This window comes from Pedobacter sp. SG908 (genome assembly GCF_011759615.1).
GTDB lineage: Bacteria > Bacteroidota > Bacteroidia > Sphingobacteriales > Sphingobacteriaceae > Pedobacter > Pedobacter riviphilus.
The window spans coordinates 441,259-455,897 of record NZ_JAAOYY010000002.1 but is presented as its reverse complement, the minus strand read 5'-3'; the positions used below and the strand labels follow the sequence as shown (position 1 = coordinate 455,897).

At 38.9% G+C, this 14,639-nt stretch carries 11 protein-coding genes; 5 read left to right on the top strand and 6 right to left on the bottom strand.

Annotation, left to right across the window (positions count from 1 at the left end):
- Nucleotides 1-33: 33 nt before the first annotated feature.
- Complete coding sequence (locus tag FHT21_RS16870; protein WP_167295936.1) at nucleotides 34-1,431, bottom strand: aldehyde dehydrogenase family protein; 1,398 nt, start codon at nucleotides 1,429-1,431, stop codon at nucleotides 34-36.
- 165 nt (nucleotides 1,432-1,596) lie between these two features.
- On the opposite strand from FHT21_RS16870, the gene FHT21_RS16865 reads away from it, so the two are divergent.
- From FHT21_RS16865 to FHT21_RS16845, 5 genes are all read left to right on the top strand, one after another.
- The gene (locus FHT21_RS16865; RefSeq protein WP_167295935.1) at nucleotides 1,597-2,784 is read left to right on the top strand and encodes a hypothetical protein; all 1,188 of its coding nucleotides are present in this window, start codon (nucleotides 1,597-1,599) and stop codon (nucleotides 2,782-2,784) included.
- Between the two features lie 181 nt (nucleotides 2,785-2,965).
- Complete coding sequence (locus FHT21_RS16860) at nucleotides 2,966-5,350, top strand: prolyl oligopeptidase family serine peptidase (protein ID WP_167295934.1); 2,385 nt, start codon at nucleotides 2,966-2,968, stop codon at nucleotides 5,348-5,350.
- Nucleotides 5,351-5,563: 213 nt separating this feature from the next.
- Nucleotides 5,564-6,196 (top strand): peroxiredoxin, encoded by a 633-nt coding sequence (locus tag FHT21_RS16855; RefSeq protein ID WP_167295933.1) that lies wholly within the window; start codon nucleotides 5,564-5,566, stop codon nucleotides 6,194-6,196.
- Nucleotides 6,197-6,210: 14 nt separating this feature from the next.
- Nucleotides 6,211-6,519 (top strand): thioredoxin family protein, encoded by a 309-nt coding sequence (locus tag FHT21_RS16850; RefSeq protein WP_167295932.1) that lies wholly within the window; start codon nucleotides 6,211-6,213, stop codon nucleotides 6,517-6,519.
- Complete coding sequence (locus FHT21_RS16845) at nucleotides 6,519-6,767, top strand: hypothetical protein (protein WP_167295931.1); 249 nt, start codon at nucleotides 6,519-6,521, stop codon at nucleotides 6,765-6,767. The genes FHT21_RS16850 and FHT21_RS16845 overlap by 1 nt, the downstream gene beginning before the upstream one ends.
- Nucleotides 6,768-7,092: 325 nt before the next feature.
- Here FHT21_RS16845 and FHT21_RS16840 read toward each other — a convergent pair whose 3' ends face one another.
- The 5 genes from FHT21_RS16840 to FHT21_RS16820 all read right to left on the bottom strand — a co-directional run bounded on the left by FHT21_RS16840 (nucleotide 7,093) and on the right by FHT21_RS16820 (nucleotide 14,527).
- Nucleotides 7,093-9,678, bottom strand: coding sequence for a phosphoenolpyruvate carboxylase (locus FHT21_RS16840; protein ID WP_167295930.1), 2,586 nt, complete (start codon nucleotides 9,676-9,678; stop codon nucleotides 7,093-7,095).
- Between the two features lie 262 nt (nucleotides 9,679-9,940).
- A complete protein-coding gene (locus FHT21_RS16835; RefSeq protein ID WP_167295929.1) occupies nucleotides 9,941-11,488 on the bottom strand; it encodes a DHA2 family efflux MFS transporter permease subunit in 1,548 nt (515 codons plus the stop codon).
- Nucleotides 11,489-11,496: 8 nt separating this feature from the next.
- The gene (locus tag FHT21_RS16830) at nucleotides 11,497-12,576 is read right to left on the bottom strand and encodes an HlyD family secretion protein (RefSeq protein ID WP_167295928.1); all 1,080 of its coding nucleotides are present in this window, start codon (nucleotides 12,574-12,576) and stop codon (nucleotides 11,497-11,499) included.
- 8 nt (nucleotides 12,577-12,584) lie between these two features.
- Nucleotides 12,585-13,904 carry a TolC family protein gene (locus FHT21_RS16825; protein ID WP_167295927.1) on the bottom strand — a complete coding sequence of 440 codons (1,320 nt, stop codon included), beginning with the start codon at nucleotides 13,902-13,904 and terminating at the stop codon, nucleotides 12,585-12,587.
- Nucleotides 13,901-14,527: a TetR family transcriptional regulator gene (locus FHT21_RS16820; protein WP_167295926.1), complete on the bottom strand. Its 627-nt coding sequence runs from the start codon at nucleotides 14,525-14,527 to the stop codon at nucleotides 13,901-13,903. Before FHT21_RS16820 ends, FHT21_RS16825 begins: the two co-directional genes overlap by 4 nt.
- Nucleotides 14,528-14,639: the final 112 nt, after the last annotated feature.

Below are 14,639 nucleotides of genomic sequence, written 5' to 3'. Positions count from 1 at the left end.
ATAAAGATCTGGGATTAAGTACCATAATAAATTCTACATCAACTTCTTCAACCATTTTAACAAGCCCATTTTTTTTTTGTAAGGCGGATAAATCATGTTGGTTAAACCCAGCTTCGACTGGAAAACCACTGCCCTTTCATGCGAAAAGGTTTTAAAACCAAAAATACCATGACAGCTACCTATACCGCTATTGTTTACCCCACCGAAAGGTAAATTCGGATTACCAATATGAATCAGAACATCGTTTACGCAGGTTCCTCCGGCGCTAGTTTCGCTGATGATTTTATTTTGGTTTATAGTGTTATCTGAAAAAACATATAATGCTAAAGGTTTTGCTTTACGATTTACTAAATCGATGGCCTCCTGTAAGTTTTGATAAGTAACAACGGGCAAAACCGGACCAAAAATTTCTTCCTGCATTATCTCACTATTTTCAGCTACCGAAGTTAAAAGCGTAGGCGTAATGGTTAAATCCTGCTCATCCGATTTTCCACCAAAGGCTAATATAGCGCCATCGCCGAGGGCTTTTTCAATCAGTTTATTTAAACGTTGAAACTGTTTCGTGTTGATGATTTTAGCATAATCATTTTTGTTAATTGTCGATTCCTCAAAAAACATTTTCTGAACAGCAGCTTTGTAATGTATTACAAAATCATTCAGCATATTTTCTTTAATCAGCACATAATCTGGGGCGATACAGGTTTGTCCGGCATTAACCAATTTCCCCCAGGCAATTTTATCTGCCGCTTTTTGTAGGTCACAGCTTTCATCTACAATAGCCGGAGATTTACCACCAAGCTCTAAGGTAACTGAGCTAAGGTTTTTTGCTGCAGCTTCCATTACCACCCTACCTATTGCCGTACTCCCCGTAAAAAATATATGGTCAAAAGGAAGTTTTAGCAATTCGGTAGAAACATCTGCATCACCTTCAAAACAAGCAATCTCTTTTACATCAAAAGTATCTGAAATCAATTTGCTAATCACATCCGCTGTTGCGCCACTCAGTTCAGAAGGTTTTAGGATGACACAATTTCCTGCTGCAATCGCGGAAATCAACGGGCTCATAATCAATTGTAAAGGATAATTCCAAGGCGCAATAATCAGGCAAACACCTTTTGGTTCGTAATAGATTTTGTTCCTAGCGAAAAGATTACTCATGCTTCTACCCGCCGGTTTTGGTTTCATCCACCCCTTCAGTTTTTTTATAGCGTGATCTATTTCGGCATAGATGAAAAACAACTCGGTTACGGCGCTTTCGAAACGGTTTTTTCGTAAATCTGTTTCTAATGCAGCGTATAATTGCGCTTCTGCGCTTTCTAAAGCTTGCTTTAGCCACTTTAATTTTCCAATGCGTGTTTTAGCATCCGTTTTGCGCAACCCGAATTTATGTTGCTGCTGTAAACCGAAAACCGTTTTAATTTCTTCTTTCATTTAGTTTGTGTCCTCCTGAACTTGTCGAAAGATTTTTGACTGTCTCTCTTTGAAATAAGCTCAAAAAGCCTATCTATGTTGTGCGTTAAATTTAGTTAAAATGCATTCATTTCATTAAAAATTCATTCATTTAAAGCATATTGCAGCAAATTTTAATATTCACAGATGAAAAGATTGTTTTTTGTTTTTGCATTCATAATTCCCGTTGTTATACATGCCCAAACCCTAAAAACAGATGTACTGGTTATTGGCAGTGGTGATGCCGCATATACCGCATCTTTTCAATCATTTAAATCTGGTGTTAAAACCATTTTACTCGCACAAAAGGAACAGCTCGATCTTAAGAAAGTTTCTGAGGGCAAGCCTAAAACGGAGGTAAATTTCTATCAGGACTTTCTAAAAAGGGAAATTGAAAACGCAAAAAGCTTAGCAGCGCCTAAACCAAAACCCGATAAAAAGAAGCCGACAAAAGTAACGGTTGATAGCACGCTGCTATTAAATGTGATTAATAATACGCCTTATATTGAAATTAAACGATCTGGCAGCGGCTGGGAAGTGAAACTCACTAAAGATACGAGCATCAAAGCAAAAGTTCTGATTATGGCCGACAATCCAGGAAAATTAATGGCTGCATTAAAAATTACAAACTTAAATTCTGCCCCTTCAAATCAATTAAATTATAACGAAACCCTATATAGAACAACAGTAGCAAGTGTTTCGTCTAAAGGGGCCAATTTTTTATCTTTATACAGCTTACTCATCCCAAATCAGGAAAACCTTTTATATATTCCTGCCGATCAATTTGAAATCGGACCTGCCGCCGGAGCAACCGCGGCTTATGCCGCTTTTTTCGACACAAAAACCAGTTTATCGAACTTAAAAAGGATTCAGGGCGAATTACTTAGTTACAAACATGCATTAATGCCTTTTGAGGATGTAAAAGTGATAGATTCTAATTGGCTCGCCATTCAGAAAGTTGGTGTAACCGGTATTCTTAAGGCAGAAATAAGGCAAGATAAAGCCTATTTCAACCCTGAAAAAGAGGTTACTTACGATGAAATTAAGCAGCCGATCAAAGATTATTATTACAAGGCCCAGATCTGGTTTGATGACCATCAGAATATCCCCATTAATTTAGAAAACACCATTGCGATGGTTTGTTATGTAGGCAACAAATCGGTTGAGGCAATCAAAACCGAACTGCAAAAAAAGTGGAGCAAAAATTACAAGTTTACTTCTAAATACGACCTTAAAAAAGTATTAACCAGAAGAGAATTTGCAATAATCATCAACGAGTACCTAAAGCCGTTCGATGATGTGAATGTAGATAAAACCGGCAGGGTAATCCGCTAACCCCTCTCTATGTAAGTGGGTGCAGCTAATCTGCCTTTCGTGTGGCCCCGCTCCTCAAGGAGAGGGAATGAAGAGCTTTTGCTATAAAACACTATCCTTCATAGGGAGGTTGTTGTAACATTTCCATTTCCTTTTAAAATTAGGTGGCGCTTTACCTAAATTGCGTCCAAACCTAAAATTCATGAAGAAATATTTACTTTTCCTTTTGCTTTGCACAGGCGAATATACTTTCGCGCAACAACTAGCGCCCTTAACCGTAGAAAAGATCATGCGCGATCCAAAGTGGATGGGCGTTGCACCAACTAATTTCCGTTGGACTGCAGATAGCAAAACCCTGTACTTTAACTGGAATCCCGAAAATAAAGCTAAAGAAGAATTATTCAAGGTTTCAGCAACATCTACCAAACCCGTTAAAGCCGCAGAAAAGGAAGATGAAAAACTGTTAAGCTTAAACTATACCTATAATACTGACCGCTCACTTGGTTTAATCGAAAAAAGTGGCGATATCTATTTGCAGAATTTCAAAAGCAATAAAGAAACCCGGTTAACCAGTACACAAGAGCGGGAGAGCAGCCCTGTTTTTTTAACCAGTGGAAATGTTGTTTATCAATTGGGTGATAATCTTTTCGAGGTAGATCTAAAATCATCCGAAACCAAACAGCTCACCAATTTCGTTAAAGGTAAAAAAGCCGGAAGGCCAGAAACCAAACCTGTTACCGAGCAGGATAAATGGCTGAAAGCACAGCAAACCGAACTCTTCGATATCATCAAAAAGAGAAATGCAGAAACCAGAAGTGGTGCCCGTGGTGGAAGAGGCCGTTCTGGCGCAACATCTGCAGATACAAAACCATTAAAAGAGCTTTATACCGAAGATAAATTTTTAAATGGTGTAACCATTAGTCCCGATGGGCATTTTATTACTTATAAGCTCACCACACCAGCGCAGAATAACCACGGCACTATTGTTCCAAATTATATTACATCTTCGGGTTATACGGAAGATATTCCTGGCAGAACAAAGGTTGGGGAAAATGAAAATATTTCGCAGGGCTTTATCTACGATACCCAAAAAGATTCTGTTTATGCCATTCAGACTGCTACCATACCGGGCATTAAAGATCTTCCTGATTACCTTAAAGATTATCCAAAAGAATTGGATACGCTAAAAAAGAAAAATGCAGACAGACCTGTAAATTTCTTTGGCCCGCTTTGGAACGATAACGGAAGTACAGCAATTGTTGTGGCAACATCTACCGACAATAAAGACCGCTGGATTTTAAAACTAGATGCTTTAACTGGTAAATTTTCTTTAATAGACCGCCAACGGGATGAAGCCTGGATTGGTGGCCCAGGCATTAGTGGCTTTTACCAGGGTAGTACTGGGTGGATAGACAATAACCGCTTTTATTACCAAAGCGAAGCTACCGGGTATTCGCATCTTTATATTGCCAATATCGCCACAGGTGATAAAAAACCACTAACCTCTGGCAAATGGGAAGTACAATCCGTTCAGCTTTCAAAAGATAGAAGCACCTTTTATTTTAAAGCAAACAAAGAGCATCCTGGTATTACCAATTTCTTTAAAATCGGTGTTAATGGTGGCGAACCTGTGCAGATTACCACTATGAAAGGTTTAAATGAAATTACGCTTTCTCCTGACGAGAAATATATCGCCATTAATTATTCCTTTATGGATAAACCTGGTGAGTTGTATCTTCAGCCGAATAAGGTTGGAGCCAAAGCCGAAAAAATTACGCAATCTACCTCTGCCGAATTTAATTCTTACAAATGGCGTCAACCGGATATGGTAATCTTTAAAAACCGTTATGGCGCTGATGTGTATGCAAGAGTTTATAAATCGGATAATCCGCATCCTAATCATCCCGCGGTAGTTTTTGTTCATGGTGCAGGTTATCTTCAAAACGTTCACTTTGGCTGGAGCACTTACTTCCGCGAGTTTATGTTCAATAATTTACTGGCGGATAATGGTTACACCGTAATTGACATTGATTATACCGGAAGTTCCGGCTATGGCCGCGATCACCGCACAGGCATCTACCGCCATATGGGCGGAAAAGATTTAACAGACCAGGTAGATGGCGTTAAGTTTTTGGTGGAGAAATATGGTGTTAACCCGCAGCATGTTGGTTTATATGGCGGCTCGTATGGCGGTTTTATCACGCTGATGGCGATGTTTAACGAGCCCGAGGTTTTTACCAGTGGTGCGGCTTTACGTTCGGTAACCGACTGGGCACATTACAACCATGGTTATACTTCGAATATTTTAAACGAACCCTTTAATGATCCAATTGCATACAAAAGAAGCTCTCCGATCTATTTCGCCGATAAGTTAAAGGGAAACCTTTTAATGGCGCACGGAATGGTTGATGTGAATGTTCATTTTCAGGATATTGTACGCCTAACGCAACGTTTTATTGAGTTGGGTAAAAATAACTGGGAACTTGCGGTTTATCCGGTAGAAGACCATGGTTTTATCGAGCCAAGCAGTTGGACCGATGAGTATAAAAGAATATTTAAATTGTATGAGAATACGTTAAAAAAGTAGCTTTCCGTTAAGCTGGTTGCCATCTCTACTGCGTTACACTCCGCTCGAAATGACGACAAAAGGTTCAAATAGCATACGACTATAATTTAAGTTTTCGATATAGTTTTTGTCTATATCGTTATCAATAAATACAATTAAGTATTAGCAGATCGGGGTTGATTCACTCCGCTTTTAGCCTTACCTTTGTGGCAACAAAATTAAAGACAAAAAATTATGGCAATAGTAGGTAAAAAATTCCCGAGTGTTAGTATTGATGCAATGTCAGACATGGGTGATGACTTGAAAATCAACGTATTTGAAGAGGCTGTAAACAAAAATAGTAAAGTATTATTATTCTGGTATCCAAAAGATTTTACTTTCGTTTGCCCTACAGAATTACACGCTTTCCAAGCTGCTTTACCTGAGTTTGAAAAAAGAAATACAATTGTAATCGGTGCATCTTGCGATACCAACGAAGTTCACTTCGCCTGGTTAAATACACCAAAAGATAATGGTGGTATTGAAGGTGTTACTTACCCGATCCTGGCAGATACACACAGACAATTATCTGGTATCCTTGATATTTTAGATCAGGAAGTTAACTACGACGAAGAAGGAAATGAATCTTTCTCAGGTTCTAATGTAACTTTCAGAGCTACATACTTAATCGACGAAACTGGTAAAGTTTTCCACGAAAGTGTAAACGATATGCCATTGGGAAGAAACGTTAAAGAATATTTACGTTTAATTGATGCTTATACTCACGTTCAGAAACACGGCGAAGTTTGTCCGGCAAACTGGGAAGAAGGAAAAGAAGCAATGAATGCAAATAGAACTGGCGTAGCTGAATATTTAGCCGCTAACTAATTAAACAAAACGTTATGTTTTTAGAATTAACAGAAGATAATCTTCAACAACACCTGGCCGACAACTCAAAGGTGATGGTTCAGTATGCTGCATCTTGGTGCGGAAACTGCAGAATCATGAAACCTAAGTTTAAAAAACTGGCTTCGGAAAATGAAGATGTCGCTTTCTTGATTGTTGATGCCGAAAAACTTCCAAACTCACGCAAATTTGCAAACGTTGATAATTTACCAACTTTTGCAGCTTTTGAAGGCGGCGCTTTGGTAGACCAGGTGCAAACCAACAAAGCAGAAGGTTTAATTGAACTATTTAACAAGATAAAGTAATGAAGATTCCAGTTATAAGACAATTATTTCAAAATGCCACTCCGGCTCAACTGGAGAGTACTTTAGAAGTATTAGAAGCTTTTTGCGAATTTAGAGGAGTTAGTGAGCATGAGATTGATGTAGCGGGCGAAATGATTACCAATATTTGTGGTGCATTAGAAGTACACCAGATGGTAAGCGAAGGCGCTGCCGAAAAAGACGCATTAAATGCTTTTGGTCAAAAAGTAATGGGTTCGATTGATCGATAATCGTCTTTAAGCTTTAATCTGGCTTTTTCAAAATATAAAATCCCTCGCAGATGTGAATTTGCGAGGGATTTTTGTTTGGTATTTTTTCTGCTTCTCGTCATGCTGAATTTATTTCAGCATCTTTCCAGCTATTAAAACATAGCATCTGTTTATAGCTCTGAATCTGTTTTTTGGAAAACAAGGCTTGGTTTTATCTGCCATTATACGACAGATTCCCCATACCTCAGAATGATAGGAGCCAAAGAAAAGGTCTGTAGGGACACAGACCTTGGCGTTATATATTTAACCCGTAAGGTTTTAAAAACCTTACGGGTTTGTAGGCGGGTTAAGCTAAATTCCTACCTGCATTTACAATACCAAACACCGTTCTTACCGCAAGTTTTTCTAAAGCATGCTGGTCTTTTTCGTTTTGGTCGTGCTGTAGTTTCTCTAAAGCAAAATGCTGGATTAATACCAGTGGTAAAATAATTTTCTCGCGTGTGGCGATCGATTTTTTATCTACTGGATAATTAGCCATTAATGTTGGCTGTCCGGAGAGTTTTAAAAGCATCTCCTTCGCTAATTCGAATTCGTTGTGTAGTTGTGTCCAAAAAGCACCAAACTCCTTATCTGCGGCCAAATGCGCTGTAATAGTAAAGTCTGATTTGCTCATACTCATCATACAGTTATCTACAATCGTTTTCAGATAATCGGAGTCCTGATAAACTTTTGCTACTTTATCCCAGTTTCCGGCCTTTTCCTGGTTTTTCAAAGCTGTTCCCATACCGTAAAAACCTGGAACATTTTGTTTCAGCATGCTCCATGCGGTAACAAAACTAATGGCCCTTAAATCTTCAAGCTTCATCTCGCCACCACCATTTCTTTTTACCGGACGGCTGCTAATATTCGCCTGAGATAATAGTTTTAAAGGAGATAACTTTTCAAGATAACTCACAAATAATGGATGTTCACGCAAATCAACAAAAGCCTTATAACTTTCTTCGGCCATTTCATCAAGCAGGGTTTTATTTTCAGGATCTAACAGAATATTGTGTTTCTCTTTTAGTCCAGAGGTCAATCCGGCGTTGATTAATTGCTCGATATTAAATTCTGCACTCTCTACCGATCCGTATTGAGAACTGATGGTTTGCCCTTGCACCGTTAACTGCATATTCTTGTTCGCAATTTCCTTACCCATTGAAGCATAAAAGCGGTGTGTTTTACCTCCACCACGTGCAGGCGGGCCACCACGACCATCAAAAAAGGCCAGCTGGATATTATGGTTTGCTGCAACAGCCGACAAAGATGTTTTACCATTAAAGATAGACCAGTTGGCCATTAAGTAACCACCATCTTTGGTACTATCAGAATAACCCAACATAATATGCTGTTTATTGCCGCGTTTAGCGAGGTGTGCTTTGTAAAACGGATTGCTATACAAGGTTTCCATAATGGCCGCAGCGCCTTTTAAGTCGTTTACCGTTTCGAAAAGCGGCACAAAATCAATGGTTAACGAATCTTTGCTCCATCCGTTCCATAAGAAAAGCTCAATCAACTGAAGGATATCACTCGCCTGCTGGCAATTGCTGATAATAAAACGATGACAGGCTTTTTCACCATTGCGTTTTTGGATACCTTTAATTTCTTTAATTACCTCAATCGTATCTTTTGTCAAAGCATCTGGCTCACTGGCGTAAACAACCGTTGCCTCTTTAAAAGAAATCAAAGCTAATTTCTCTGCTTCAGACAGTTTATCATAATCAGCAGGATATAACGAAGAAATGGGCTTATTGGCACGGCAATAGGCATGCACATTTCGCAGCACACGGCTATCCTGACGGATATCTAACGAAGCAAAGTAATTACCATATAAGTCTATTTTGCGGATCAGATCATTAACTAAATCAACAAACAGCCCTTCGTGTTCTGCCAACAGCGTTTCTTTAATTTTATTCAGGTTATCCCTTAGTTCATCAGAAATATCATGAAGCTCACAGGTCTGGTCAAAAGCATTTAGATACAACACGTCATGCAGTTTTGCAATATTTTCTTCAACACCTCTAAAGGTAATGCGACGTTTAATTACCCTAAAATCGCGGTAGTAACAACGGAAAAGGATCTGTCGCAACATTTTAGAAACTGCCAAGGTCGTATCGGCATGGATATTTGGATTTCCATCCCTATCTCCCCCGGGCCAGAAACCCAGTTCTAAAATTTTCTTGGTTTCCAGATTGTATTCATCCAGGTTCTGATCTATTTCTTCCTGAATATTAGCTGCAGCGAAATAAAAAGTATTTTCTAAAAACCAAGCCAGGTTTAGGGCCTCATCAACCGGTGTTGGCGATTTTTTATTAAAAAATGGCGTTTTACCCAATTGCTGTAGCAAAGAGTTCATCGAGGTAAGATCGTTATCCCTAATGGCTTTGGTTAAATCGGTAATAATGGCCAATACACTTCCAGGATAAAACTGGGTTGGATGCGCGGTTAAAACCAAACGAAGCGAAAGTTCATCAATCAGTTTCTCAATTTTCGATAACATCGGTTTGTTATCTGCATTCTTCTTTAAAATAAATGCTAATGTACTCTGCTCATCAGTAGTATTTAACTTAGTAAAAGAAGCATCCTCTACGGCATCAAAAAGTACCACCTGACGTTCGATATACTGGATAAAACGGAAAAGCAGGTCAACAATATCCTTTCGCTCGGTATAACTGGTATACTTGGCAAAAAACTCTTCGATAATCTGTGCAGGTTTTTCTCCGTTTGCGATGCCTTCTTCGCAGCTTTTAAAAAACAACGGAAGCAGTGTTCCGGTATCTTTAATTTTGTAAAAAGGCAAGGTGAGAAATAAACTGTTAAATAGCTCGAATTTTGAGATTACCTCATTATTAAAAATAGATTCTCGTTGCGTAGTTAAACGAAGTTTGGGCATGGCTTATGCAATAGTTTTGTATACCGTAATACTACAAAAAATGCATAAGGTATTAAAATTCTAAGGCTTACAATTTGGAAAATTGTAGAATAAATTTTAATTTTAAAATCTTATTTGGCCACGATGTGGTTAAGTAAGAACATTTGCAATGTTTAAGGGCATTGCATTGATTGTTAATTTTTTGGGTTAAAACAGCCGATGTAATAAAATACACCGGCTGTTTTTGTTTTTTGCCATTTTTTGAGGCATTTCTTTGCAAATTTTAGTGCACATCTGCAGGAATGTTTGCGTTTTTCTTAAACTTTTGCAGATAAAGTAATGGAATTGAGAACAACATAATTAACCCTGCTACCCAATATGCATCATCATATGTAAGTAACATCGTTTGTCTGGTTACAATTCCTTCCATCGCTTTCGCCGCCATAATTTTGGCATCAAACAAAGTTTGTCCCTTTGCCATAAATCCTTTGATCAAACCGTTAAAACGATCCACAAATGGTTGGTTATAATCGTTCACATTTGCCAATAAAACACTTCTGTGGAAACCCGAACGGATATGAATTAAAGTAGTTAAAGCTGCAATACCAAATGAGCCGCCCAATTGGCGCATCATATTGTTCAAACCTGAGCCCTGACCAATTTCTGGTCCTTTCAGATCCTGTATAGCCAGAGTAGTTAACGGCACGAATAAAAGCGCCATACCTACACCACGGATTACCAAAGGCAGGAAGAAATCGCCTGTGCCCGATTGCAGGGTAGAGTTGCTCAGCATCCAACAGAAAATAAAGAATGCGATCATACCAAAAGTAGCCATAAACTGCGCAGGAATACCTTTTTTAAGCATAATACCAATAAAAGGCATCATTACAATGGTACACAATCCTCCTGGAAAAAGTAGTTCTCCTGTTTGCAGGGCCGAAAAGCCCAACAGGTTCTGACAGAATACAGGAAATACAAATACCGAACCGTACAAACCAAATCCTAGCACAAAGGAAGTAAACATCCCCACCGCAAAACTCCGGTGACGCATAATTTTAAAGTTTACGATCGGGTGGTCGGTACTCATTTCTCTCCAGATGAAAAGCAATAATCCAAATACCGATGCAACCGCCAAAGCTGTAATGTATGGGGTAGCAAACCAATCTTCGCTCTCTCCTTTTTCCAATACTGTTTGCAAACTACCCACTGCAACAGCTAATAATGCAATGCCCCACCAATCGACAGGTTGACCCTGCCCTTCTTTCGGAGTGGCCCGCACAAAGGTGTATGTACAGTAGGCCGCGACTATTCCGACGGGAATGTTCACATAAAAAATCCATGGCCATGAACTCACATCTAGAATGTACCCGCCAATAGTTGGCCCAACAGTTGGCCCTACTACCGCACCCAAACCAAAAAGGGCTGTAGCGATACCCACATCTTCACGTGGCCAGGTTTCAATTAAAATTGCCTGTGCAGTTGAGATTAAACCACCACCAGCCAAACCCTGGATAATCCTGAAAAGAACCAGTTCGCCCAATGAGGTGGCATTTCCGCACAAAAAGGAAACAAGTGTAAAAACAATAATGGAGGTAAGAAAATAATTTTTCCTGCCGAACCGGTTACCCAACCAGCCCGACATTGGCAACACGATAACGTTTGCTACCGCATAGCCGGTAGAAAGCCAGGCCACATCCTCCAAGGTGGCGCCCAGGTTCCCCTGTATTTGTGGTATTGCCACGTTTACGATAGTTGTATCAATCAGCTCCAACAGTGAAGCTGTGATTACCGTAAACGTAATAATCCACTTTTTTAAACCTACTTCGGCCATTTTAAATATTATTTAGTAGATACTGAAGCTTTAACGCTCATTCCTGGGCGTAACTTAGCCAACAGTTCTTTTGATGGATGGATTTTGATTTTTACCGGAACACGTTGCACAACTTTAACGAAGTTACCAGTAGCATTATCAGGAGGCAATAAAGATCCTTTTGCACCAGTAATTGGAGAGAAATTATACACCTCACCCTCAATTTTTTCGTCTGGATAAGCATCAACCTCAATTTCTACTTTAGAACCTTCTTTAATTTTCTCTAACTGTGTTTCTTTAAAGTTTGCAGTTACATAAATGCTTCCATCATTCACAATAGAGAATAAAGATTGGCCTGCCTGAATCAATTGTCCTTTTTGAACATTCTTTTTAGATACAATACCACTTGCAGGTGCTTTAATATCAGTATAGGATAACTGAAGCTTTGCAAAATCGATATCACTTTGGCGTTGACTGATTACATTGCTGCTCACCGCTAACTGTGATTGCGTAGTACCAACTTGTTTAACCGCAGCATTATATTGATCTTGTGCTGCACGATATGCTGCCAGAGCAGATTGCCTGGCTGCTTCTGCAGATTCCTTACTCGCCTTAGCCTGATCGAAAGCTTGTTGTGTAATTGAACCATCTTTCACCAGGTTTTCGTAACGGTTATAATCTTTCTGCGCTAAATTTAACTTAACATTTGCAGCTTCAACATTTGATTTTGCTGCATCAACGTTCGCTTTTGCAGTACCGGTATTGGCTTGGGTAGCCACAATTTGAGATTGTGCCACGCCAACACCTGCGCTTGCGCCTTTCTGACCAGATTGTGCCTGCTCTAATTTAACTTTATAATCATTGTCATCAAGTTTCACTAAAATCTGTCCTTCAGTTACGTGAGTATTTTCTTCAAAATTGATATCCTTTACATAACCACCAACACGGGCAACAACAGGACTGATATCGCCATCAATCTGCGCATCATCCGTATCTACGTGTTTGCTATAATAATTCCATTCTGTAATCCCGAAGATTATACCTATTACTAGTAAAACACCTAAAATGATGGGTACTACTAGGTTCTTTTTTTTCTTTTCAGTTGTCATTGCTGTATTTATTGCGTTATTTTTCCTGTTGATTTTAATAGTGTATAGTAAGCCAAACCTGCGTCTGCCTTAGCTATCTCTAAGTTTATTTTTGCCTGGTACAATAAAGTTTCTGCATCAATACGATCGGTAACAGAAGCCACATTGTTTTTGTATTTAGATGCCAACAACTTATCATTTTCAGTAGCTTGTGCAATTGAAGTTTCCAAAACCTGGATCTTGTTCATGGCCACTTGATAACCTTGAAAGTTTTTGTTTATATCTGTTTTTACCTGATCAGATAATATATCTTTCTGAATGATAATTGCACTTTGCTGGATTTTCGCTTCGCTTACCTTGTTCTTGTTTGTCCAAAGGTTGCCGAAATTCCAGGAAACTGTTGCCCCTAATGTAATAGGCATTAAATATTGATTTGTTGGCGGAATAAAATTGCCACTTGGGTTAATGTAATATAAGTTTGCACCAACACCAACGGTAGGCAACGTATTTGCTTTGATGGTTTTAATGTTAAAATCGGCAACTTTGTTCTGCACATCAAGTTGTTTTAACTCCTGGCGGTTGGCCATTGCCAGTCCAATATATTCGTTTAACGAACCTGGCGTTTTTAAGCCAATGGTGGGATCAACAATTTTAACTTCGGTATCTTCTGGTAAACCCAAAAGAATATCTAAGTTGTAGTTGATCACTTTGCGGTTACTCTCAATATCCATTTGCGTTAGCGTAACATTTGCCTGCTGCAACTGGAAACGCAGTACATCGTTTTTGGTTACAATACCCTGTTCGAAGAAACGTTGTGCCTGTTTAATCTGAGCAGCGATCGATTCTAAATTCTGATCAACCACTTTTCTGCTCTGTAAAACCTTGTATAGAGCATAATAGGTATTGATTACTGCATACGTAATTTCTTCCTTGTTTTTATCGGCATCTAAATGTGCAACCTCGGCCAATAATTTGGTAGATTCTTTTGCATATTTTAATTTACCGCCTCCGTAAACAAGTTCTTGCACCGCTGCTGTACCTACAAAAGCATCGGCTCTTTTAGGCAGATGAAAAGATGACTCACTACCAGGCAAAGCAAAGGTAGTGGTTGGTATTTCAGCATGGTTGTACATAAAACTTGCACTTGCGGTTGGCAATGCATTGTCTTTTACAACTGCGAGCTGTGCAGCAGCCTGATCAATTTTGTTTTGAGAAAGTTTTAAGTTTTTACTATTGGCTATGCCAAGTTCTATTGCCTGGTTAATATTTAATTCCTTACTGCTCTGCGCAAATAAAGCTGCCGGAATTAATGATGCCACAAGCATTAATCTAATCGATTTGGGTATCATCTTTTTGTCGTTAAATAAACTGTTGTTAAATCTTGTAAGTGAGCTATTGCCCGCTCTTTAATAATTTTTTTATCCTTCGGATTGTTCAGGTCGAAATTAGCGCAAGACATTACCTTATGCGGTGCAATAACAATATTGGTTATGGTACCCATAATAGTCGCAATTACCATCCGCACATCTACCTTATTAAAACTGCCGTCTTCAATACCGCCCGTAATAATCCGGTCGATAAGCTGCATGTTCTGGCTCATGGCGTCCTTAATCTTATCGTACATTTCGGGCCTTTGGGTTAAAGACAGTTCACGGTGCATCATTTTATGAAATGCAGTGTTACTCATAATCCTATTTACATAGCCTTCTATAACTTTGTGCAATTTTTCCAACGCCGAAATCTTATCTTCATTGATGATTTTGAGCTGAGATGCAAAACCTGCAATCCGCTCGTTCATGATCTCTACAAAAACACCTTCTTTCGAACCGAAATAATAATTTATCATCGCCATGTTCGCCCCAGATTCTTTAGCAATCTGCCGGGTAGAAGTACCCTCATAACCCGTTTCGCAAAACAACTTTTCAGCTGCAGCGAGAATGGCTTGTTTTTTATCTACTTTTTCTGTTTTCATTTCTTTTTGACGACACAAAATTAATCAAACGATTGATTAATTTCCAAATGTTTTAGTACTTCTTTTACATTATCTTGATAAAAACCTAATTTTAAATGAAATAATCACCCTT